Annotated in this window: 21 protein-coding genes; 14 read left to right on the plus strand and 7 right to left on the minus strand. The window is 70.9% G+C overall.

Annotated features, from left to right (window positions below; all coding sequences use genetic code 11):
* Window positions 1-35 precede the first annotated feature (35 nt).
* From egtC to AB0C19_RS23740, 6 genes are all read left to right on the plus strand, one after another.
* A complete protein-coding gene (gene egtC, locus AB0C19_RS23715; RefSeq protein WP_357188711.1) occupies window positions 36-812 on the plus strand; it encodes an ergothioneine biosynthesis protein EgtC in 777 nt (258 codons plus the stop codon).
* Between the two features lie 20 nt (window positions 813-832).
* Window positions 833-1,798 (plus strand): L-histidine N(alpha)-methyltransferase, encoded by a 966-nt coding sequence (gene egtD / locus AB0C19_RS23720; RefSeq protein ID WP_357188713.1) that lies wholly within the window; start codon window positions 833-835, stop codon window positions 1,796-1,798.
* Between the two features lie 217 nt (window positions 1,799-2,015).
* On the plus strand, window positions 2,016-2,603 hold the full coding sequence (locus AB0C19_RS23725; protein WP_124816196.1) for a TMEM165/GDT1 family protein: 588 nt from the start codon (window positions 2,016-2,018) through the stop codon (window positions 2,601-2,603).
* A gap of 39 nt (window positions 2,604-2,642) precedes the next feature.
* Window positions 2,643-3,005: a DUF1622 domain-containing protein gene (locus AB0C19_RS23730; RefSeq protein WP_328654263.1), complete on the plus strand. Its 363-nt coding sequence runs from the start codon at window positions 2,643-2,645 to the stop codon at window positions 3,003-3,005.
* Complete coding sequence (locus AB0C19_RS23735) at window positions 3,005-3,325, plus strand: hypothetical protein (protein ID WP_357188715.1); 321 nt, start codon at window positions 3,005-3,007, stop codon at window positions 3,323-3,325. The genes AB0C19_RS23730 and AB0C19_RS23735 overlap by 1 nt, the downstream gene beginning before the upstream one ends.
* A gap of 4 nt (window positions 3,326-3,329) precedes the next feature.
* The gene (locus AB0C19_RS23740; RefSeq protein ID WP_238685700.1) at window positions 3,330-3,527 is read left to right on the plus strand and encodes a hypothetical protein; all 198 of its coding nucleotides are present in this window, start codon (window positions 3,330-3,332) and stop codon (window positions 3,525-3,527) included.
* 108 nt (window positions 3,528-3,635) lie between these two features.
* Here the strand turns inward: AB0C19_RS23740 and nhaA are convergent, their stop codons facing one another.
* Window positions 3,636-5,006, minus strand: a complete 1,371-nt coding sequence (nhaA, locus tag AB0C19_RS23745; RefSeq protein WP_357188717.1) for a Na+/H+ antiporter NhaA — start codon at window positions 5,004-5,006, stop codon at window positions 3,636-3,638.
* Between the two features lie 325 nt (window positions 5,007-5,331).
* Here nhaA and AB0C19_RS23750 point away from each other — a divergent pair, with 325 nt between their 5' ends.
* Window positions 5,332-6,795, plus strand: a complete 1,464-nt coding sequence (locus AB0C19_RS23750) for a polysaccharide biosynthesis tyrosine autokinase (protein WP_357188719.1) — start codon at window positions 5,332-5,334, stop codon at window positions 6,793-6,795.
* Here AB0C19_RS23750 and AB0C19_RS23755 read toward each other — a convergent pair.
* Entirely contained in the window at window positions 6,776-7,330 is a 555-nt protein-coding gene (locus AB0C19_RS23755; RefSeq protein ID WP_357188721.1) for a low molecular weight phosphatase family protein, read from the minus strand. The two genes, AB0C19_RS23750 and AB0C19_RS23755, sit on opposite strands and share 20 nt — an antisense overlap.
* Window positions 7,331-7,498: 168 nt before the next feature.
* On the opposite strand from AB0C19_RS23755, the gene AB0C19_RS23760 reads away from it, so the two are divergent.
* From AB0C19_RS23760 to AB0C19_RS23775, 4 genes are all read left to right on the plus strand, one after another.
* On the plus strand, window positions 7,499-8,725 hold the full coding sequence (locus tag AB0C19_RS23760) for a glycosyltransferase family 4 protein (protein WP_357188723.1): 1,227 nt from the start codon (window positions 7,499-7,501) through the stop codon (window positions 8,723-8,725).
* A 124-nt stretch (window positions 8,726-8,849) separates the two neighbouring features.
* Entirely contained in the window at window positions 8,850-10,628 is a 1,779-nt protein-coding gene (locus AB0C19_RS23765) for a DUF4012 domain-containing protein (RefSeq protein ID WP_357188725.1), read from the plus strand.
* A gap of 14 nt (window positions 10,629-10,642) precedes the next feature.
* Window positions 10,643-11,272 carry a hypothetical protein gene (locus AB0C19_RS23770; RefSeq protein ID WP_238685694.1) on the plus strand — a complete coding sequence of 210 codons (630 nt, stop codon included), beginning with the start codon at window positions 10,643-10,645 and terminating at the stop codon, window positions 11,270-11,272.
* A 1,073-nt stretch (window positions 11,273-12,345) separates the two neighbouring features.
* Window positions 12,346-12,912, plus strand: coding sequence for a hypothetical protein (locus tag AB0C19_RS23775; protein ID WP_357188727.1), 567 nt, complete (start codon window positions 12,346-12,348; stop codon window positions 12,910-12,912).
* Window positions 12,913-13,130: 218 nt separating this feature from the next.
* On the opposite strand, the gene AB0C19_RS23780 is transcribed toward AB0C19_RS23775, so the two are convergent.
* Together AB0C19_RS23780 and AB0C19_RS23785 are read right to left on the minus strand one after the other, a co-directional pair.
* The gene (locus AB0C19_RS23780; RefSeq protein WP_238685692.1) at window positions 13,131-14,570 is read right to left on the minus strand and encodes an MFS transporter; all 1,440 of its coding nucleotides are present in this window, start codon (window positions 14,568-14,570) and stop codon (window positions 13,131-13,133) included.
* Window positions 14,571-14,655: 85 nt separating this feature from the next.
* On the minus strand, window positions 14,656-14,892 hold the full coding sequence (locus AB0C19_RS23785; RefSeq protein WP_091397890.1) for a hypothetical protein: 237 nt from the start codon (window positions 14,890-14,892) through the stop codon (window positions 14,656-14,658).
* Between the two features lie 148 nt (window positions 14,893-15,040).
* Between AB0C19_RS23785 and AB0C19_RS23790 the strand changes: the two genes are divergently transcribed.
* On the plus strand, window positions 15,041-16,201 hold the full coding sequence (locus tag AB0C19_RS23790) for a geranylgeranyl reductase family protein (protein ID WP_357188728.1): 1,161 nt from the start codon (window positions 15,041-15,043) through the stop codon (window positions 16,199-16,201).
* Between the two features lie 84 nt (window positions 16,202-16,285).
* Complete coding sequence (locus AB0C19_RS23795) at window positions 16,286-16,459, plus strand: hypothetical protein (protein WP_357188729.1); 174 nt, start codon at window positions 16,286-16,288, stop codon at window positions 16,457-16,459.
* Window positions 16,460-16,517: 58 nt separating this feature from the next.
* On the opposite strand, the gene AB0C19_RS23800 is transcribed toward AB0C19_RS23795, so the two are convergent.
* Window positions 16,518-18,308 carry a 5'-nucleotidase C-terminal domain-containing protein gene (locus tag AB0C19_RS23800; protein ID WP_357188730.1) on the minus strand — a complete coding sequence of 597 codons (1,791 nt, stop codon included), beginning with the start codon at window positions 18,306-18,308 and terminating at the stop codon, window positions 16,518-16,520.
* 187 nt (window positions 18,309-18,495) lie between these two features.
* Here AB0C19_RS23800 and AB0C19_RS23805 point away from each other — a divergent pair, with 187 nt between their 5' ends.
* Window positions 18,496-19,398: an SDR family oxidoreductase gene (locus AB0C19_RS23805; RefSeq protein ID WP_357188731.1), complete on the plus strand. Its 903-nt coding sequence runs from the start codon at window positions 18,496-18,498 to the stop codon at window positions 19,396-19,398.
* A gap of 40 nt (window positions 19,399-19,438) precedes the next feature.
* On the opposite strand, the gene AB0C19_RS23810 is transcribed toward AB0C19_RS23805, so the two are convergent.
* Window positions 19,439-20,098, minus strand: coding sequence for a nucleotidyl transferase AbiEii/AbiGii toxin family protein (locus AB0C19_RS23810; protein ID WP_357188733.1), 660 nt, complete (start codon window positions 20,096-20,098; stop codon window positions 19,439-19,441).
* Window positions 20,095-20,436 (minus strand): hypothetical protein, encoded by a 342-nt coding sequence (locus AB0C19_RS23815; protein WP_357188735.1) that lies wholly within the window; start codon window positions 20,434-20,436, stop codon window positions 20,095-20,097. The genes AB0C19_RS23810 and AB0C19_RS23815 overlap by 4 nt, the downstream gene beginning before the upstream one ends.
* Window positions 20,437-21,216 lie beyond the last annotated feature (780 nt).

Genomic DNA, 21,216 nt, shown 5'->3' on the forward strand with positions numbered 1-21,216 from the left:
ACGACCGGCGGCCCGGCGGCGGGCCGGGGGCGTTGATGTGTCGCCACCTGGCCTACCTGGGGCCGCCGGTCACCCTTGCCGAGCTGTTGTTCGACCCTCCGCACTCGCTGGTACGCCAGTCCTGGGCGCCCCGCGACATGCGCGGCGGCGGCACGATCAACGCCGACGGGTTCGGTGTCGGCTGGTACCCGGGTGAGGGTGAGCCGGTGCGGTACCGGCGGGCGCAGCCGATCTGGAGCGACCCGACGATCGCCCAACTGGCGGCGGTGACCCGCAGCGCGGCGGTGGTGGCGGCGGTGCGCTCGGCCACCGTCGGGATGGCGGTGCTCGACGGCGCGGCGGCGCCCTTCGCCGAGGGGCGCTGGCTGTTCAGCCACAACGGTGTGGTCCGCGGCTGGCCCGACGCCGTGGTGCCGCTCGCCGCCGGTCTGCCGGTGCGTGACCTGCTCACCCTGGACGCCACCACCGACTCGGCGCTGCTCTGGGCGCTGGTGCGGCATCGGTTGCGCGCTGGTGCCGACCCGGTCGACGCGGTCGGGCGGACGGTGACCGACGTCGCCGCCGCCGCCCCCGGGTCGCGGCTCAACCTGCTGCTCACCGACGGGCACCAGGTGGTGGCCAGCGTGGCCGGGCACGCGTTGTCGGTCCGCGAGACGCCGCGTTCGGTGCTGCTCGCCTCCGAGCCACACGACGACGATCCCCGGTGGCGGCCGGTGCCGGAGGGGCACCTCGTCGTCGCCACCGCGGGTGAGGTGCGGGTACATCCACTGCCGACCCCGGTGAGCCGCGCCGGGCAGGCACGCAACGGTTGATCGAACAGAGGAGCGAACCGATGACCGCGGAACCCCTGGAGATCTACCTCGAAGAGGGTGACCTGGAGCGCGGCCTGCGCGACGACGTCCGGGCCGGGCTGAGCGCCGAGCCGAAATCGCTGCCGCCGAAGTGGTTCTACGACGCCCGGGGCAGCGAACTCTTCGAGGAGATCACCCGACTGCCCGAGTACTACCCGACCCGGGCCGAGCGGGCCGTGCTGGCCGCGCACGCTCCCGACATCGCGACGCTGACCGGGGCCAAGACGCTCATCGAGTTGGGCTCCGGCTCGTCGGAGAAGACCCGGCTGCTGCTGGACGCCTTCACCCGCCGCGGTGGGCTGGGCACGTTCGTCCCTCTCGACGTGTCGGTCAGCGCGCTGCGCGGGTCCACCGCCCAGATCGCGGCCGACTATCCCCGCCTGCGGGTGCGGGGCATCGTGGGGGACTTCACCCGGCAACTGGACCGGCTGCCCACCGGCGGTCGGCGGTTGGTGGTGTTCCTCGGCGGCACCATCGGCAACCTGTTGCCCGCCGAGCGGGCCGAGTTCCTGACGGCGATGCGCGCCGCGCTGGAGGTCGGCGACTGGTTGTTGCTCGGCACGGACCTGGTGAAGGACCCGTCGGTGATCGTGCCGGCCTACGACGACGCCGCCGGGGTCACCGCCGAGTTCAACCGGAACGTGCTGCACGTGATCAATCGGGAGTTGGGCGCCGATTTCGACCCGGCCGCGTTCGAGCACGTCGCGGTGTGGGATCCCGACAACGAGTGGATCGAGATGCGGTTGCGGGCGACCCGGCCGATGAGTGTGCGGGTGCTGGGGCTGACAGTCGATTTCGCGGCGGGGGAGGAGCTGCGCACCGAGGTCTCGGCGAAGTTCCACCGGCAGGGGATCGCCGCGGAGCTGGCCACGGCAGGCTTCGCCACGGCGGAGTTCTGGACCGACCCGGACGCGCTCTTCGGTGTCACGCTGGCGCGGGCGCGGTGAGCCTGTTCACCCGGCTCGGCCGGGCCGGACGGTGATCCGATAGGCTGACCACGCGAAGGGGAGTAGCCCCCAATGTCGTGGTCGACATACTGGTGCGTTCCGCATCCGGCCACGCGGCCCCGGTTCTCTCGGGGCGGGCGAGACCTTCGACTCAGGCTGTTGCAGCCGGGTCGAGGGCGCCCCTGTACCTCCTCCCGGCGTGAACGGGAAGGACGTCATGGAGGGATTTTTCGCCGCGCTGGTCATCAGCTTCGGCGTCATCTTCGTCGCCGAGCTGGGGGACAAGTCCCAGCTGATGGCGCTGACCTTCGCCACGCGGTTCAAACCGATTCCGGTGCTGATCGGCATCACGGTCGCCACAGCTGTGGTGCACCTGGCGTCGGTCGCCATCGGCGTGGGTCTCGGGGCGGTGCTGCCGACCGAGTGGATCTCCCTGGTTGCCGGCGTGGCGTTCCTCGGGTTCGGTGCGTGGACGTTGCGCGGTGACAAGCTCACCGAGGAGGAGAAGCGCAAGGCGGAGAAGACCAGCAAGACCGCGATCGTTGCGGTGTCGGTGGCGTTCTTCCTCGCCGAGCTGGGCGACAAGACGATGCTCGCCACGATCACGCTCGCCACCAAGTACGGCTGGTTCGGCACCTGGCTCGGCTCCACCATCGGCATGGTCGCCGCGGACGCGTTGGCCATCCTGGTCGGCCGGATGCTCGGCCGGCGGCTGCCGGAGAAGACCATCAAGTACGGTGCGGCGATCCTCTTCGCCATCTCCGGTCTCTGGCTGATCCTGGAAGCGGTGAACGAGCTGACCTGAGCGCCGACTAGCTGCCCGGAGGGCGGGTAACGGCCCGGGGTGGAGCCGGCCGAGTTGTTGCGCCAGGGCGACCAGGTGCTGGTTGCCGTGGTCGAGGTGGCCGGCGCGCTGGTGATCTTCGTTGGCGCGGTGTGGGCGGCGGTGCGGTTCGTGGTCGAAGGGCTACGACACCGCAGCGCCGCCCGCTTCACGCCGATCCGGCTCTCGCTCGGCCGCTTTCTGACCCTCGGCCTGGAATTTCAACTGGCGGCCGACGTGCTGCGCACGGCGGTGTCCCCGTCCTTCACGCAGATCGGCCAACTGGCCGCCATCGCGACGATCCGAACGGCGCTGAACTACTTCCTGGGCCGCGAGATCCGTCAGGAGCAGCGTCAGGTGGCCGAGGGGGAGCGTCGACAGTGATGGGCACCCTGGTCACGGCGGTTACCGCCCTGGCGCTGGTCGCCGGGGTGCTCACCACGCTCACCACCGGGGCGCTGCGCAGCGGCGTTCGGGTCCTGCTGGACCTCCTCACCGCGGCCGGCCTGCTCCGGCTCGCCGGCGAACCGGGTTGGAACGGCCTGGCCGGCGCGGTGGCGATCATCGCCCTGCGTCAGCTGCTCGGGGCGGCGCTCAGCCACCCACCCCCATGGTCCGGCCGACAATCCCCGGCACGCTGCGCCGAGGACGATCACCACCTACCGTTGGCCTCGACAGGTGAAACGGGAAAAGCGGGAGGATGACCACATGAGCCGGCACGACGAACCGAACGAGTACGGCTACGCCGGCGGTGCCACCGCCCCGGAGCCGCCGCCTGGCGGGAAGCCCGACGAGCAGGATCGCGTCGAGGCGGTGGCGGTGCCGGGCGACGACCTCACCGCGCCGACGGCCGAGGCGCTGGTCGAGGAGACCGAGGACCTGCCGCCCGCCGACCGTCGCCACTGAGCGCAAACCCGCGCCAGTGGTGCGGTGGCGCGGCACGACGGCGAACCCGCGCTCGCCGCGCCGCGCCACCCCTCGACGCTTCGCGTCAACCCCGGCGCGTCGGCGCGTTCAGCGTGCGTCGGGGTGCTGGTAGACGTCGGGTACGCCATCCCCGTCAGCGTCCAGCCGCTCCTTCTCCGCCACCCTCCGGTACGCCGCGTTGCGGCGGCTGAGCACCGCGGCGGCCAACCCGGCGGAGATCACCGAGCCGAGCAGCACGGCCGCCTTGACCCGGTCGTCGGTTGTGCTGCCCGCCCCGAACGCCAGGTCGCCGATGAGCAGCGAGACGGTGAAGCCGACGCCGGCCAGCAGGGCGATCCCGAGCAGGTCGGCCCAGGTGATGTCCTCGTCCAGTTCGGCGCGGGTGAACCGGGCCAGCAGGTACGTCGAGCCGAAGATGCCGATGCTCTTGCCGAACACCAGGGCGGCGACGATGGCGATCACGATCGGGTCGCTCAGCAGGGCGCCCAGGTCGGTGCCGCGCAGGGTGACCCCGGCGGCGAAGAGGGCGAAGATCGGCACCGCGAAGCCGGCCGACACCGGCCGCCAGCGGTGTTCCAGCCGGGCGGCGAGCCCATCCTCGCCCGCCTCGGCATTTGCGGTGGCCGGCTGGCCGCTGCCTGCCCGTCGGCGGGCGAGCACCGGGACCGTGAAGCCGAGCAGGACACCGGCGACAGTGGCGTGCACGCCCGAGGCGTGCATCAGTGTCCAGGCGGCGATCGCGAGCGGGATCAGCGCCCACCACCAGGTGCGTCCCCGCTGCACCAGCACCGCGAAGAGCGCGATCGGCGCGAACGCGGCGAGTAGCGGCACGGGGTGGAAATCGGCGGTGTAGAAGATCGCGATGATGGTGATCGCGAACAGGTCGTCGACCACCGCGAGGGTGAGCAGGAATGCGCGGAGGCCCTGGGGCAGATGTGAGCTGACCACAGCGAGCACGGCGAGCGCGAATGCGATGTCGGTGGCGGTCGGAATGGCCCACCCGCGCAGGCCCTCCCCGCCCCCGCTCAGCACCACCGCCACGTAGATCAGCGCCGGCAGCAGCATCCCGCCGAGCGCGGCAGCTATCGGCAGCGCGGCTCGGCGCGGATCGCGGAGGTCACCGGCGACGAACTCCCGTTTGAGCTCCAGGCCCACAACGAAGAAGAAGATGGCCAGCAGGCCGTCCGCCGCCCAGGTGGCCAGATTCAGGTCGAGGTGCCAGGGCGCGCCGGGCCAGGGCACCACATCACCGAGGCGGGCGTACGAGTCGGACCACGGGGAGTTTGCCCAGACCAGCGCGATCACGGCACCTGACAGCAGCAGCGCGCCACCGACGGTCTCGGTGCGCAGCACGTCGGCCAGGTGCCGGGCCTGTGGCCAGGACGATCGGGAGAACAGCCGGGTCTTCGGCGGACGTGCGCCGGACGGCGGGGTGGGGGTGGTCAACTTCGGGCTCACCTACAGGAGTCGGGACGGCAGGAATCCACTCGCCGACCAGACTTCCCGGCACACCGCTGTCGACCCTATCCGGCGGCGCGGTCGGCGGCGACCGCTGGGCCGATCGGACGCTGTCCGATCGGTCTTCGACTTTTCCCCGCTGTCGCCGCTGCCGAATGGACGTTTGTCGGGTTGGTCATGCGGGCGCACATCTCGCCGCCGGAATATAGGTAACTCCGGACATAAGCCGTATGAACGGCTTTAATGGTTTCACGAGTTTAGAGACGACCTTGGGGGTTTTCGTGAAGTTCTTTGCCGTAACCGGACCGGCACGGGGGCGCTCCTGATGGACCTGCTCCGCCAATTGCGCCACGTGCGTCGGCACTGGTGGGTCGCGCTGGTCACGGTCATGGTGGCTCTCGGCGTCTCGGCGTTCCTGACCGTACGGGCCCAACCTCGGTACGTCGCCTCGGTGACCTTCTTCGTCACCACCCCCAACACCGGCGTCACCGACGCCTACCAGGGCGGGCTCTTCCTCCAGCAGCGTGTCAAGTCGTACGCCGACCTGCTCAGCAGCGACCGGCTGGCGCAGAGCGTGGTGGCCGAAACTCCGGTTGGCCTCACCGCCGACGAGGTGCAGCGCCGGGTGAGCACCTCCACCGAGACCGGCACCGTCCTGCTGCGGGCATCGGTCACCGACACCGACCAGACCCGCGCGTTGCGCGTGACGGAGAGCCTCGCCAACAAGTTCGTCGAACTCGTACAGAAGGTGGAGACGACGCCGGAGGGCAAGGCGCCCATCAAGATCGAGGTGGTCAGTGGCCCGCGGGTCAGCGCCAACCCCGTCTCGCCGCAGCCGGTCCGCAACCTCACCCTCGGCGGCCTGGTCGGCCTGCTCCTCGGCATCGGTCTGGCGATCCTGCGCGGCGTCGCCGACGTCCGACTGCGCGACGCCGCCGGCCTGCAACGCGCCACCGGCAGCCCGCTGCTCGGTGAGATTCCGTTCGAGGCCAACGCCCGCAGCGCTCCGCTCATCGTGGGCGACGCCGCGACCTCGGCGCGCGCCGAGGCGGTCCGCAAGCTGCGGACCAACCTGCGCTTCGTGGACGTCCACGAGCCGGCCCGGGTCATCGCGGTGACCAGCGCCCTTCAGGGCGAGGGTAAGACCACGCTCTCCTGCAACCTGGCCATCGCGTTGGCGGAGGCGGGCTGGCGGGTGCTGCTTGTCGACGCCGATCTGCGCCGCCCGAAGGTCGACGACTACCTGGGCCTGGACGCCGGCGTCGGCCTCACCGACGTGCTGGTCGGCGACGTGAAGGTCGGCGACGTCGTACAGCGCTGGGGCGACAAGTCGCTGCTGGTGCTGCCCAGCGGCTCGGCCCCGCCGAACCCGAGCGAGCTGCTCGGCTCCAAGGCCATGTCGGACCTGCTGCTGGCGCTGCGCGAGTCGGCGGACATCGTGATCATCGACACCGCGCCGCTGCTCGCGGTGACCGACGGCGTGGTGGTGGCCGTGCAGGCCGACGGCGCGCTGCTGGTGACCCAGCAGGGCCGTACCTCGCGGACCCAGGTCGCCGCGGCGGCCCGGTCACTGCACTCGGTCTCGGTCCGGCTGCTCGGCTGTGTGCTCAACATGGCCAAGGTGGCCAAGGCTGAGGCGTACCAGTACGAGGCCTACCGGGTGGTGGCGTCGCCGACCGAGACGTCGGTGCCGGCCGACCGGGCCGCGTCCGGCCGGCACAGCGCGACCGCCGACGGGGTCAACGGAGTCCCCGACCACACCCAGGAACTCACCCGGCTGCCCCGATGAGCGCGGCGAGGGGTCGCAGCGACCGTTCGATCTCCTCGGCGCAGCGTCGGAAGTCGGCCGCGGTACCGCCGATGGGGTCCCGAAGGTCGTCCTCGTCCGGGGCGGCGGGTTGCAGCCGTCCCCGGGCCTGGGCGGCGGCGACGATCGCCGCCCGCAGCGGGTCGTCGGCCGAGTCGACGGGCGGGTCGGCCGCCGCGGCCAGCCGGCCGAACTGGCGCAGCGTGAACGTCCGGTGCAGCGCTCCCGGCGCCAACGCGGTGCAGACCGAGCGTTGGCGTCGGGTCGCTGTCAGCACGAGCGTCGCGTCGACCAGGTACTCGGGGCGCAATCCCCGGGTCCGGAAGGCCGCCGGGTCCGCGCCGCTCTCGGTCGCGACCTCCAGGGCGTACGGGTGCATACCCAACCCGTCGATCGCGTCGGTGCCGGCGCTGGCCACCTCGACGGGTCGGTCGGCCAGCAGCCGGCGGGCCAGGTACTCGGCCATCGGTGACCGGCACAGGTTGGCGTGGCAGACGAACAACACGCGATCAGCCATCGGTGCCCCTCTCATCGGTACGGACACAGATGCCCGCACCGCGGGGGCGGTGCGTCGACGCCGGTGGCCGTGCGGGGAGGGGTTGTCGGAATCGTACGCGCGCCAGACGCCGGCCGGTCGTGGTGCCGCGCCGGTCGCCGGCGATCCCTGTGGGACGGGGGCGCACCGGTGAAGATCGGCATCCTGTCGTACCACTTTCCGCCCGAGCCGGCATTCATCCCGGGGAGTCTCGCCGAGGAGTTGGCCGCGCGTGGACACGAGGTACGGGTCCTCACCGGCTTTCCGGACTACCCCGGTGGCCATGTCTATCCCGGCTGGCGACAGCGGTGGCACCACGAGACGCACAGCCAACGGCTGAGTGTCCGACGGGTGCCCCGGTACCCCGGGGGTGCCGCGTCAGTCGGTGGCCGGATGGCCAGTTACCTCTCCTTCGCCGGCAGTGCGGGGCTGGTCGCACGCCGGTTCCTGGGTGACGTGGACGCGCTCTACGTCTTTCAACTGCCGGCGACGACGTTCGCCGCCGCCGGGGTGCTCCGGTTGCTCGGGCGGGTGCCAGCGGTGCTGCACGTGCAGGACGTCTGGACCCGCGATGGCGCGGACGAGGGGGGCGAGGGGCGCTGGGCGGCGCGGATGGGCAGCACCATGACCCGGCTCTACCGGACCGCGGCGCGAATCGCTGTCGCGGCGCCGTCGATGCGGGACCTGGTGGTCGCCGCCGGCGCCGATCCGGGCCGGGTCCGGCTCGTGCTGAACTGGACCGACGAGCGGATCTTCTACCCGGCGACACCCGGCGCGGCGGCCCGCCAGCTGGTTCGTCGCGACGGTCGGTGCGTGGTGATGCACGCCGGCACCATCGGGGCGCGGCAGGGGCTGGAGACCGCGGTCCGTGCGGCCGCGGCACTGGACCGGACGATGGATCTGGTCCTGGTCGGTTCGGGCGCGGCGGAGCGGCGGGTGCGGGGGCTCGCCGCCGAGCTGGGCGCGGAGAACGTCCGTTTCCTGGAGCGGCGGTCGCCGGTCGACATGCCCGAGCTGTACGCCGCCGCCGACTACCAGCTGGTCATGTCGCGCGATCTTCCGGAGCTGCGCGGCACTGTGCCCGGCAAACTCCAGGCCGCGCTCTCCTGCGCCGCGCCGGTGATCGCCTCCGCCGGCGGGGACACGGCCGAGTTGGTCGAACGGGTTCGGGCTGGTTTGTCCTGCCCGCCCGAGGACTGGGCGGCGCTGGCCGACAGGTTCTGGTTGGCCGCCACCATTCCGCCGCCCACCCGTACGGAGATGGGTCGCCGGGGGCGGGCCGCGTACCTGCGCGAGATGTCGCTGCCCGCCGGCGTGGACCAGATCGAACGGCTGTTGCACGAGGCGGCCGGACGGGTCGCAGAGCCCGCCACGTAACTGCGAAGGAAACTCGCTTAAAGGACGACAAACGCAATAACGGTATGAACTTCCCTGAGACGTGCTAAGAACGTCAGGGAATCGACCTTCTGTCCGGTTCCGCGAATGGGAGTTAGGTGTGACGGTGAGCGAACGTCCGATCCGGCGGCGGAGCCGGTCCCGGCGTCGTCGGCGAGCCCGACTGCGGCGGGCGCTCCTTGGCGCCCTGGTGGTCGGCTCGCTGCTACTGGCGACCGCGGGGTGGATCGGCTTCCGCGGCTGGCAGGCGCGCACCCACCTGCTCAACGCCGCTGGCCTGGCCCGAGAGTTGAGCGCCCAGATCGTCGGTGGAGACACCGATCGTGCCCTGCGGACGCTCGCCGCCCTTCAGGAGCAGGCCGGCGCGGCCCGCTCGGCAACGGCCGACCCGAGTTGGCAGCTCGGACGGCGTACGCCGATCGCCGGCGACGACCTCGACGCCGTCGCGCAGATCGCCGTCGCCATCGACGAACTGGCCCGGCACGCGTTCCCGACCCTGCTCCGGACGGACCTGGCCAGCCTGGTGCCGACCGGCGGCGGGGTGGACCTCGCCCGGCTCGCCGCCGTCTCCACGGAGCTGACCGGGGTGCACGAGTCGGTGCAACGTACCCGCCAGAACCTGGCTGCGGTGCCGGCCGACAGCCTGGTCAGCCAGATCCGGCAGGCGCTGAGCGACCTGCGCGACGAGATCGACCGGCTGGCCAGCCTCACCACGGCTGCCGACCAGGGCGCCCGCCTCCTCCCGTCGCTGCTGGGAGCGAACGGTCCCCGCCGCTACCTGCTCGTCTCGCAGAACCTCGCCGAGCTGCGCGCCACGGGCGGCATGTTCGGCGCGTACGCGATGATCGAGGCGGAGAACGGCAAGGTCAAGATGGGCAAGCAGGGCAGCACGTCCTCGCTCGGTCAGTTCACCCCGGCGCTGAAGGTGCCCGCCGAGACCCGGGCCCTCTGGACGGACCTGCCCGGCATCTACCCCGCCGACGTCAACCTGTCCCCGCACTTCCCGACCGCCGCGACGCTGTACCGCGAGATGTTCCGGCGCAAGACCGGCACCACTGTCGACGGCGTGCTCGCCGTCGACCCGGTGGTGCTGTCCTACCTGCTCAAGGCGACAGGTCCGGTGCTGGTGCCCGGCGGTGTCCCGCTCGCCAGCGAGAAGGTGGTGCAGACCCTGCTCAACGACAGCTACCAGAGCCTCGACGTCAAACAGCAGGACGAGTTCTTCGCGGCGTCGGCATCGGCGGTGTTCGACGCCTTCTTCAAGAAGAATGTCAACCCGCGGGTGTTGTTGTCCGCATTTGACCGTGCTATCACCGAACGCCGGATATTGTTCTGGAGTGCCCGACCTGAGGAACAGCGGACATTCGGCGAGAGCCGGATGGCCGGGACGCTTCCGGAACAGGACACCGTGCCGACCGTCGGCGTGTTCCTCAACGACGGCAGCGGCGCGAAGCTCGGCTACTACCTGCGGCCGACGGCGAACCTGACGGTCGGCGAATGCCGGTCGGACGGCCGCCGTGAGCTCCGGCTACGGGTGACCCTGCGCTCAACGGCGCCGAAGTCCGGACTTAGCAAATCCGTGCTCGGCCTCGGCCTGGCTGGCGATCCGTACACCGCCCGAACGTTGGTGTCGATCTTCAGCCCGGCTGGTGGAGCGGTGCTGGAGGCCCGGCTGGACGGGGCCGAGACGGCGCTTGGCAGCGGCACCGAACGCCGCCGTCAGGTGGCCACGGCCAGCGTCGACGTCGGCCCCGGCGCCGAGAGGGCGCTGGAGGTCACCGTGCTGACGGCCAAGACCGGCGTCGGGCAGGCCGAGCTGTGGCTCACCCCCACCGCCAGCCCCTGGACCACCCAAGTTCATTCCGCACCAAGCTGTGATCAGTAGGAGGGAACCAAATCATGCGGCTATCCCGCATCATCATGGCGCTCACGGTCGGCCTGGCCGTGGTGGCCGTGCCGACGGCAGCGGGGGCGGCACAGCCGCAGCCGCAGCCCACCGCGACCACCGACCCGCCGCAACCGCCGCCGTACCCGCCGACCGCCGCGTCGCTGACCGTCAACCGGCCGACGATCTACCTCGGCGAGACGGTCGTGCTGACCGGCACCAACTTCGGCCCGAACGAGACCGTCGACATCAACGTGACTGTCACTCCGCAGGCCGCTCCGGCCGGCGGTGCGGCTCCGGCTCGCCGCAGCGACGGCAGCACCGTGGCCATGGCTCCGGTGGCCTACCAGGCGAGCGCGCCCCTGCACTTCACGGCGTACACAAACGGTCAGGGCCGCTTCACCAAGAGCTACAAGCCGTCGGTGACGGGTCTGCTGACCTTCACCGCCACGGGCCGGGAGTCCGGCCGTACCGCCACCACCGAGCTGCGGGTGCTGCACAAGAAGCAGCCGCTGCCCGTCACGGGTGACAGCCTCGGCACGCCCATGAAGCTCGGCGGCGGCCTGGTCGGCGCCGGAGCGGTGATGCTGCTGCTGACCCTGGCCTGGCGTCGCCGCCAGCGCTTCGGTGGTGCGGCGCACTAATCCACACCACCGGGCTACGCCCGGATAGCACGCAAGCTGGCGCCCGTCGGAACACTCCGACGGGCGTCAGCCTGTTCAGAGGGATGGCGCCTGTCAGCGCCGTCTCATCGGGCAGTCGTCGGTACGGCCATGCCCGTCGGATGTGGCCGCGGTGCGCGCGCCCGTCGGGTGTCGCCGCGGTGTGCGGCCTTGGTGTGCGCTCGCTAGGTGTGGCCGCGGCGTGCGGTCTCGGCCTTGGTGTGCGCTCGCCAGCTGTGGCCTCGGTACCCGGCCAAAGGTGCGCGGCCGAAGATGCCTTTCGGGCGGACGGCCAGAATATGCCTTCCGGTCGCCAGGGGCATCCTCGGTGTTTTCGAGGTCGCATGCCATTCCGAGGGCATGGTGTCTGCCTTGCGGCCTTTGCACGGTCAGCCCAGTCATGGTCGACTCGGGTTTCATGACGTCGGGGTGTCCGGGAGTCCGGGATGCCCCGACTTCCGTGAACCCGAGTGGATCATTCCGGGTGAGGGGCGATTGGACGCCAGGGGTTCCGGTGGGTGTGGGTGGTTTGGTCGTTGGTGGGGGTTTGTGGGGTGTGGTCGGGTGCACTCGTGGGCCGGAATCATGGCCGGGCCGGGGTCGTTACATACCCTGACGATCGCAGCACCACCGACCGCCCGCCCGACCCTGAAGGCTGGTCGCGCAGGTTGGAATGCCGACCCGCGCTCGGTCGTTACGGTCACCACGAACGACCGCAGGCGCCGCCACGACGAGGGTGCCCACGGGCGGGCCGACCCCGGAATGACCTAGGCCCGCCGGTCGTTACGGTCACCACGAACGACCGCAGGCGCCGCCACGATGAGGGTGCCGACACGGGCCGACCCCGGAATGACCCCGGCCCGCCGGTCGTTACACATGGACCCGGCGCCACGAGCCCTCCGCTCGGCAGGTCGCCGACCCCGACACCCCACCGGGTGTCACCCCCTCAGACTTTTCCCTCTTTGTTTGTGCAGCGCCGGACGAGGTGCTCACACCCTTGCCGCCGCCCCCCTCTTGGCGGTGTGGGTGTCCTACCCCCGAAGGAGCTACCCCTCATGAACACGATCTTCCGTAAGAGCATGCTGTCCGTTGCTGGTCTCGCGTTCGCCGGTGGTGTGTTCGCCGGCCCCATCGCCGCCCACGCCGCCACTCCGGCCGTGGATGCCAAGCCCGTCGCGGTGGCCGTGCAATCGGCGGCGCCGAAGCCGCAGGGCGACCAGTCCCACATCACCCTCAACGGCGAGCAGACCGCGAACGTGAAGGCGATCATCGCCGCCACGAAGAAGGCCGGCCTGCCCGAGCGGGCCGCGGTCATCTCGATCGCGACGAGCTTGCAGGAGTCGAAGCTGGAGAACCTGGGTCACCTGGGCGACATGAACGACCACGACTCGCTGGGCCTGTTCCAGCAGCGCCCGTCCAGTGGTTGGGGTACCCCGGAGCAGATCACCGACCCCGCCTACTCCACCACCGCGTTCCTCAAGGGCCTCAAGCAGGTCGACGGGTGGCAGGACATGCCACTGACCGACGCCGCGCAGACGGTGCAGGTGTCGGCCTACCCGGACGCCTACGCCCAGTGGGAGCAGCAGGCCACCGACCTCGTCGCCCAGCACTGGAACAGCTGACCCGCACCACAAGCACGACTGCACGCCAGCACGCCAGCAAGACCGCCCCACCCGCACGACCGCAGCACTACAGCACGACACCGGCCGCTGGCCGGCACCCGCAACCTCGGGGTGCCGGCCAGCGGCACTTCCGTTCCCTGACCCCGCCACAGACCGCACCACGACATCGACTTGCTGGCCGGCACCCAACCCGCGTGCCGGCCATCGGCGTACCCCGATCAGGTTTTGTGGTTGTGGCTTCGCCAGATGTCGATCAGCGCGGTGATCAGCGCGAGCGCGATGATGCCGGTGGCGAGCATGAGGGACTGTTCGAAGGCGTTGGTCCAGTCCCCGCGGCTGTCGGCCAGCGTGGAGAAGAACAGCGAGCCGACGGCGGCGATGCCGGCGGCGGCGCCGATGCGCTGGCCGGTCTGGAGCATGCCGGCGCCGCTGCCCGCCTGCCCGACCGGCACCTCGGAGAGGGTGATCGTCTGGTTGGGGGCGATCACCAGCCCGCTGCCGATGCCGGCGACGAGCAGTGGGCCGGCGGTGACCCAGGGTGCCGGGGCGTCCGGGAAGAGGTGCAGTGCGATCACCGTGGCGGCCAGTCCGACCACCACGGTGAGCAGTCCGATGGCGACCAGTGGTCGGCCGAAGCGGTTGACGATGCGGCCGCCGAGCACGGCGGCGGCGGCGGAGCCCAGGGCGAAGGGGGTGATGGCCAGGCCGGCGACGAGGGCGCTGTAGCCGAGGCCCATCTGTAGGAACAGGGTGAAGATGAAGAAGATCGCGGTGAAGCCGCCGAAGTAGACGAGCGCCAGGATCGACCCCAGGGTGTACGACTGGAAGCTGAACAGCCGGAGGTCGAACAGGGGTTGGTGGTGGCGTGCGTACCGTCGCTCCCAGAGCCCGAAGGCGACCAACACCGCCAGGCCGACCGGGATGAGCGCCCACTTCCAGGGGGTCTGCCACTGCTGCTCCTGCACCAGTGGCAGCAGGACCAGGACCACTCCGACGCCGAGCAGCAGGACGCCGACGGGGTCGAGTCGATGCCAGCCGGCTTGGCCGCTGGGGCGGCCGGGCAGCAGCCGCCAGCCGAGGATCACCGCGAGGACACCGACGGGCACGTTGACGAAGAACACCCAGCGCCAGCCGTGTTCCTCGCCGCCGATGGCGATGAGCAGTCCGCCGAGCAGCGGCCCGACGGCGGTGGAGATGCCGATGGTGGCGCCGAGCAGCCCGAACGGGCGGGCGCGTTCGGGCCCACGGAACAGTTGCTGGATCAGCCCGATGACCTGGGGGTTGACGACGCCGGCGGCGGCGCCCTGCAGAAGTCGGGCGATGACCAGCCAGGTCGGGGAGGTGGCGAGCCCGGCGAGCGCGCTGGTGACGGTGAACAGGGCGATGCCGAAGACGAACGCGTTGCGCCGACCGCGGGCGTCGCCGAAGCGACCGGCGGGCACCAGCGCCAGTCCGAAGGTGAGCGCGTACCCGGAGAGGATCCACTGCAGGTCGCTCGACGACGCGTGCAGTGCCCGGTCGATGGAGGGCACGGCCACGTTGACGATGCTCACGTCGAGCAGCGTCATGAAGGCGGCGACGAGTCCGACGCCGACCGCCTGCCAGCGTCGTCGGTTCTCGGCCGCTGTCACCGGCTGCGGCGTCTGCGCCGCGCTCACCGCGCCCCCCGTCGACCCTCGGTCATGCATGGTTGACCGCTACCCGGGTCGTCGGGGGGCGAACCGTGCCGGCTGGTTCCGTCGGTCACGCCATCTGGCGGGCGCAGAACCGGGGACCGAAGTCGAGGCCGGCCATCGGTGAGTCCTCGCGGTGCAGCAGGCCCTTCTCGGTGAGCAGGTGCAGAGGGCTGCCCACCTGCTCCGCGGTCAGCCCGGATTCCTCGGCGATCAGGTCCGGGTAGGGCACCTGCCCGCGTGCCTCGAGGGTGGTGACCGCCTGGTACACCCGTTGCTCGGCCTCCGACAGTTGCACCTGCTGCATGGTTCCTCCTTGTGCTCGTCCGCCACTGCGGTGGCGGTTGCCGTGCGCCGGTTACCCCCTCGGTGCCCGAAGATGCACACCCGATCGGGCGGTCGCGACGGCGGGCGGGTCCGGCGGTCGGGCGAGGAAGGTGCCCTAGGCTGCTTCCGTGATCGTTTGGGATCTCGTCGTCGTCGGCGCCGGCCCTGCTGGGCTCTCCGCGGCGCACGCCGCTGCCCGTGCTGGCGTCTCCACCCTTGTCGTCGAGCGAGCCGTGCACCCGCGGTACAAGACCTGCGGTGGTGGACTGATCGGCACCTCGCTGGCGGCCGTTCAGGATCGGATCGAGGTGCCCGCGCACGACCGGGTGGACCGGGTGACGTTCACCCGCGACGGCCGTCGGGAGTTCACCCGCCGCAACGGCAGTCCGGTGGTGACGATGGTGCGCCGTGAGGAGTTCGACGACCGGCTGCGCGAGGCGGCGGTCGCCGCCGGCGCGCAACTGCGGGAGCGGGTCGCGGTCCGCGCGATCGAGCAGGACCCCGAGGGGGTACGCCTGCGGCTGGCCGACGGTACGACGATCGCGGCTCGTGCCGTGATCGGGGCGGACGGCTCGTCGGGGGTGACCGGGCGGCACGTCGGAGTGCGGTACCGGCAGGTGGATCTGGGTCTGGAGTTGGAGATTCCGGTGCCGCCCGCCGAGCAGGAGCGGTGGCGGGGCCGGCTGCTGTTGGACTGGGGCGACATGCCGGGCTCGTACGCCTGGGTCTTTCCCAAGGGCGACCGGCTGACCGTCGGCGTGATCGCCGGGCGGGGTGCGGGGGAGGGGACCCGCGACTACCTGCGGAGGTTCGTCGACCGGTTGGGTCTGACCGGGTTGCCGGCGGAGCACGACTCCGGTCACCTGACCCGTTGCCGCGCGGAGGACTCACCGTTGCGCAACGGCCGGGTGCTGGTTGTGGGGGATGCGGCGGGGTTGCTGGAGCCGTGGAGCCGGGAGGGCATCAGTTTCGCGTTGCGCTCCGGCGAGCTGGCCGGAGCGGCGGTCGCGAACGGTGATCTGGCCGGCTACGAGCGGGCGGTGGCCGAGCGTCTGCTGCCGGAGATGCGGGCCGGGTTCCGGCTGCTCGACGTGTTCACCCGTCGCCCGGACGTGTTCCACGCCCTGTTGGCGACCCCGCCGGGCTGGCGGATGTTCGTGCAGTTCTGTCAGGGTCGGGCGAGCTTCGACGAGATGCTGCGCCGTCGCCCGATCAGGCTGGCCCTCGCGGTGCTCGACCGGTTGTCCCATCGATCGCACCAGGCCACCACCCCTCACCCAGGATCCTAGGACGCCTTAGAGGGTGTGCGCCCGGCTACTGGTGTCGACCGACGTGGCGGCCGGACAATCACAGGGGAGCAGGAGGAGGCGCTGATGACCGATGAGCCGTTCACCGACGACGAGTACGCGTTTCTGCGCCACGCCCGGTTCGGGGAGTTGCCGCCCGCCGTCCGTCCCGACGAGCGGGTGGCCCTGACCGAGACCGATCCCGGGCGCGACCGGCCGGAGGAGTCCGAGGACCCGATCCGCTGGAACGTGCAGGGCTGAGAAACGCGAAACGGGCCGCGGGTGTCGCCACCCACGGCCCGTTCGTGCTGCGCTGCGGTCAGAAGACCGGCACGCCCTCGCGGACCAGACGCCAGTTGGGCTGGAAGAAGTCGGCCGGGTCGATCGTCCCCTTGGCCTGCGCCCAGTCGATGAGCAACTGACGGATCTCCTGCTGCGCGTTGTAGACCTGGGTCTTCACGATGCCGGGGAAGTTGCCACCGCCGCTGCGCCGGTAGTTGTTCACCGCCACCACGAACTGCGCGTTGTCCGCCACCGGGGTGTCGGTGCCGGCCAGCACCAGCCGGGTGATCCGCTGCCCGACCGGCTTGGAGATGTCGATGTCGTAGTCCAGGCCGGAGAAGACGTCGTAGTTGTAGTCCGGCACCGCCGGGTCGCTGATCTGCTCCGGGTCGACCGGGGCGCCCGGCGCGAGGGTGCGGAAGTACTTCGCCGAGTACTCCAGGTAGGCGCGCACCTCGGCCCCGCTGAGCACTACCGCTTCGAGGGTGTTGTCGTACACGTACAGCCCTGCCACGTCGCGGATCTTGACGTCGCCGGCCGGGAAGACGGCGGTCCGGCTGAACGGCGCCGCGATCGACAGCACCGGCAGGTCCGCGTACGCGGTGCCGGCCAGCGCCGCGCCGACCACCTCGGTCTGCACATGGTTGATGAAGTCCAGAATCGGCGTGTCCTTGTACCGCGACTCCGCCGCCGACAACTCCACAGTGGACTTGGCGACGACCTGGTTGACGTACGCCACGGTCTTCTGGTGCTGGGCCCGTACGGCGGCGAGCACCTTCGGGTCCTCGACCACAGTGTTGGTGTTCAGCATGGTGGCGGCCTTCTTGGTGATCGCCCACCGGCCACGCTCACGGGTCAGGGTGAAGTCCATCCGGGTGAGCCGCTGGCCCCACTTCGACGGCTCGGAGAGCAGCACCTGCGTGCCGGTGCGCTCGTTGGTGACGAACCGCTCGACCACCTCGTTGTGCGCGTGACCGAAGAGGATCGCGTCGATGCCCGGCACCTGCTGGGCGATCAGCGCCACCGGGTTCTCGTTCGGCAACTCGGGGCCGTAGCTGGAGGTGCCGCTGTCACCACCGTGCGCGGAGATCAGCACGAGGTCCGCGCCGCGTGCCCGCATGATCGGCACCCACTTCGCGGCGGTCGCGATCATGTCGTCGAAGCGCAGCTTGCCCTCGACGTTGCCCTTGTCCCAGATGGCCACACCGGGGTTGGTCAGCCCGAGGATGCCGACCCGCAGGGTCGGCGCGGCGAAACCGAGGGAGACCTTCTTGATGACGTACGGCAGGAAGGCCGGCTTGCCGGTCTTCGCGTTGACGGCGTTCGCGGCGAGGGCCGGGAACCCGAGCTGGCGGATCCACAGGTCCAGCAACGGCAGGCCGTAGTTGAACTCGTGGTTGCCCAGGGTCACCGCGTCGTAGTCGATGACGTTCATGGCGCGTGCCATCGGGTGCTTCTCCCCGGTGGCGGTGATCGGCTCCTGCTTGGCGTAGTACGTGGCCAGCGGCGTGCCCTGGATCGTGTCGCCGGCGTCGAGCACCAGCGTCGCCTTGCCGCGCCGCTCCCGACGGATCTGGTTGATCAGGGTCGCCAGCTTCGCCACGCCGATGTCGTTCTGCTTGCTGTCGTCGTACTCGGCGTCGCGGTAGTAGTCCCAGTTGTAGACGTTGCCGTGCGTGTCCGACGTGCCCAGGAGGGTGAGGTCCCAGGTGCGCGGCCGGGCCGCGCCGGCCGCCTGCGCGGGCGCGGCGGCGATCAGCGGGGTGGTCGCCGCGGCTGCCGCAGCGACGAGCACCTGGCGGCGCGACGGGCCGGAGGGAGAGGTCATGACGTGCCTTTCCATGGGGGTGGACGCGCCTCGTGAGCGCCTTGCGCACCATAACCAGCACCCGGCACTCCCGCCACGGCAGCCCCGATCGGTGCAGCGGTTTCCGCAGGCCGACGCGGGGTAGGGCGGTCTGGGACGGTATTCGCGGGAGAGCCCCCGCTTCCCGCGCGCAGTGAGGAGAGTTTCAGTGAGCGAGGACCAGCACACCCAGCAGGACCCGACCAGCCAGTACGGCCAACAGTCCGGTCAGCCCGCACAGCAGCAGTCAGCGCCCGGCTCCACCGCAGAGATGACCCCGAAGCCGGACCACGGGGAAGAGTCGTACCGGGGCAGCGGCAAGCTCGACGGCAAGCGGGCGCTGATCACCGGCGGTGACTCGGGGATCGGCCGGGCGGTCGCGATCGCCTTCGCCCGGGAGGGCGCGGACGTGCTCATCTCCTACCTCGGCGAGGAGGAGGACGCCGACGCCCGGGAGACCATCCGGCTGGTCGAGGCCGCCGGCCGGCGGGGCGTCGCGGTACGCGGTGACATCACCGACGAGGCACACTGCCAGGAACTGGTCGACCGGGCGGTGCGCGACCTGGGCGGCCTCGACATCCTGGTCAACAACGCGGCGTACCAGATGTCGCAGGACAAGGGGATCCTCGGCATCAGCACCGAGCAGTTCGACCGGGTGTTCAAGACCAATCTGTACGCGATGTTCTGGCTCTGCAAGGCCGCCATCCCGCACCTGGCCGAGGGGTCGGCGATCATCAACACGTCGTCGATTCAGGCGTTCGACCCGTCGCCGCAGCTGCTGGACTACGCCACCACCAAGGCGGGGATCGCCAACTTCACCAAGGCCCTCGCCGCCGACCTGGCCGAGCAGGGCATCCGCGTCAACGCTGTCGCACCGGGGCCGGTGTGGACGCCGCTGATCCCGGCCACCATGCCGGAGGAGAAGGTGAAGCAGTTCGGCACCGACACCCCGGAGGGGCGTCCCGGGCAGCCGGCTGAGTTGGCACCCGCGTACGTTTTCTTCGCCTCGCAGGAGTCCAGCTACGTGACGGGCGAGATCCTCGGGGTCACGGGCGGCCGACCGACCAAGTGACACACCGTCGGGTGGGCGTCCGCGCGGGATGCCCACCCGGTCAGCGGGGCCAGGCGGCGAAGCGTTGCCGAATCGCGGCGACGTCGGCCGCGCCCAGGCCGTACCGGCCAAAACGCTGGTCGGAGAGCCGGTCCAGGTAGCGGCCGGCGGCGCGCACGTCGTCCGGGTCCAGCGCGGGGTCGACCTGCCGTGCCAGCACCAAAAGCTCGGCCACGTCGTAGTGGTCGAGGGCCGCGGCCACGTCGATGAAGTCGCGAACCTCCCGCCGGTTGACCAACGCCGCGATCTTGTTCGCCACCAGGTCACGAACGTCCATCACCGGGCCGAGGTCCATCACCACGGGGCTCTGCTGGCGGTCCAACCGGGCGAGACTGAGCCGGATCTGCCGTCCGTCGCGGCTCACCACGAAGTCCTTCATGTCCTGCTCGTACCCGTCGAACAGTTCGGCCAGCTCGCTGTCCGGGTCGGCGTCACTGACGATGAACCCGGCTCCCTCCAGGGCCACCCGCACCCCGGCTGACGCCGCCGCTGCGGCACCCTCCACGTCCGCGAAGAGATCCACATCCTCCGTCGGTCGGGCGACCAGCCCGTGCGCGGCCCACGCCACCCCACCACCCAGCACGAACCGGTACGGCCCGGCGGCGGCAAGCGCCACCCGGGCCACCTCCCGGTAGAACTCGTGCAGATGAGGCTCGGTCACGCCGCGCGCAGGCCGCGGTGCCGGCTCTCCCACGCCTGGCGTACGCCCCGAGGCAGGTTGAGCAGTCGCCACACCCGACGCAGTGTCCGCCCGTCGATCAGGGCGCGCAGATCCTCGGCCCGAGTGGTCTCGCGAAGCACGTTCTCGTACATCCAGAGCAGCTGGTCCGGGTCGCCGAGGTCAAAGGTGCGCTCGGCGTTCCACATCAGCCGTACCGGCAGCTCCACCACACCTCGGGTGGGGCCGGCAAGCTCGGCGAGCGTCCGCGCCACCACAGCGGGGCGACCCGGGCGGGCCAGAAAGGCCACGCCGGTCGCGGTGGGGGAGACGGCCTGCATGGTGTCAGGGTAACGCCCACCAGAGCGTGTGTCGCTCAGGTCGATCCCAGCACGCTGCGCCAGGCGCGCCGACACGATCGGCTCGGACGCGAAGTCCGTCCGGTTTGTGCCGCCCTCGCGCGGTCGGCCCGATCGTGATCGACGCGGGTTTCATGAAGTCGGGGTGTCCCGGCGTCCGGGATGCCCCGCCTTCCGTGAACCCGAGTGGATCATGCGAGTGGGGCCGGTTCGGCGCCGGTGGGCCCCGCGGGCGTGGGTGTTTTGTCCATTGCTGGGTGGCTGTGGGTGGTGACTGGGCGCACTCGTGGGCCGGAATCATGGCGGGGCCGGGGTCGTTACATACCCTGACGATCGCAGCACACCGACTCGCCGCCCGACCCCCAGGGGTATGGGATGCAGGTCCCGCAGGTTGGAATGCCGACCCGCGCTCGGTCGTTACGACCCCCACGAACGACCGCAGGCGCCGCCCCGACGAGGGTGCCGGCGGGCGGGCCGATCCCGGAATGACCCCGGCCCGCCGGTCGTTACACATGGTCCCGGCGCCACGAGCCCTCCGCTCGGCAGGTCGCCGACCCCGACACCCCACCGGGTGTCACCCCCTCAGACTTTTCCCCCTTTGTTTGTGCAGCGCCGGACGAGGTGCTCACACCCTTGCCGCCGCCCCCCTCTTGGCGGTGTGGGTGTTCTACCCCCGAAGGAGCTACCCCTCATGAACACGATCTTCCGTAAGAGCATGCTGTCTGTTGCTGGTCTCGCGTTCGCCGGTGGTGTGTTCGCCGG

Origin of the sequence: Micromonospora sp. NPDC048842 (assembly GCF_040649935.1) — a bacterium.
Lineage (GTDB): Bacteria > Actinomycetota > Actinomycetes > Mycobacteriales > Micromonosporaceae > Micromonospora > Micromonospora hortensis.

What these genes read in the sequence shown, in the direction of transcription:
- AB0C19_RS23800 (WP_357188730.1), bottom strand. Translation starts at nt 18,308, where the DNA reads ATGACCTCTCCCTCCGGCCCGTCGCGCCGCCAGGTGCTCGTCGCTGCG.
- AB0C19_RS23815 (WP_357188735.1), bottom strand. Translation starts at nt 20,436, where the DNA reads ATGCAGGCCGTCTCCCCCACCGCGACCGGCGTGGCCTTTCTGGCCCGC.
- AB0C19_RS23770 (WP_238685694.1), top strand. Translation starts at nt 10,643, where the DNA reads ATGCGGCTATCCCGCATCATCATGGCGCTCACGGTCGGCCTGGCCGTG.
- AB0C19_RS23735 (WP_357188715.1), top strand. Translation starts at nt 3,005, where the DNA reads ATGGGCACCCTGGTCACGGCGGTTACCGCCCTGGCGCTGGTCGCCGGG.
- AB0C19_RS23785 (WP_091397890.1), bottom strand. Translation starts at nt 14,892, where the DNA reads ATGCAGCAGGTGCAACTGTCGGAGGCCGAGCAACGGGTGTACCAGGCG.
- AB0C19_RS23755 (WP_357188721.1), bottom strand. Translation starts at nt 7,330, where the DNA reads ATGGCTGATCGCGTGTTGTTCGTCTGCCACGCCAACCTGTGCCGGTCA.
- AB0C19_RS23795 (WP_357188729.1), top strand. Translation starts at nt 16,286, where the DNA reads ATGACCGATGAGCCGTTCACCGACGACGAGTACGCGTTTCTGCGCCAC.
- AB0C19_RS23750 (WP_357188719.1), top strand. Translation starts at nt 5,332, where the DNA reads ATGGACCTGCTCCGCCAATTGCGCCACGTGCGTCGGCACTGGTGGGTC.
- egtC (WP_357188711.1), top strand. Translation starts at nt 36, where the DNA reads ATGTGTCGCCACCTGGCCTACCTGGGGCCGCCGGTCACCCTTGCCGAG.
- AB0C19_RS23775 (WP_357188727.1), top strand. Translation starts at nt 12,346, where the DNA reads ATGAACACGATCTTCCGTAAGAGCATGCTGTCCGTTGCTGGTCTCGCG.
- egtD (WP_357188713.1), top strand. Translation starts at nt 833, where the DNA reads ATGACCGCGGAACCCCTGGAGATCTACCTCGAAGAGGGTGACCTGGAG.
- AB0C19_RS23725 (WP_124816196.1), top strand. Translation starts at nt 2,016, where the DNA reads ATGGAGGGATTTTTCGCCGCGCTGGTCATCAGCTTCGGCGTCATCTTC.
- AB0C19_RS23740 (WP_238685700.1), top strand. Translation starts at nt 3,330, where the DNA reads ATGAGCCGGCACGACGAACCGAACGAGTACGGCTACGCCGGCGGTGCC.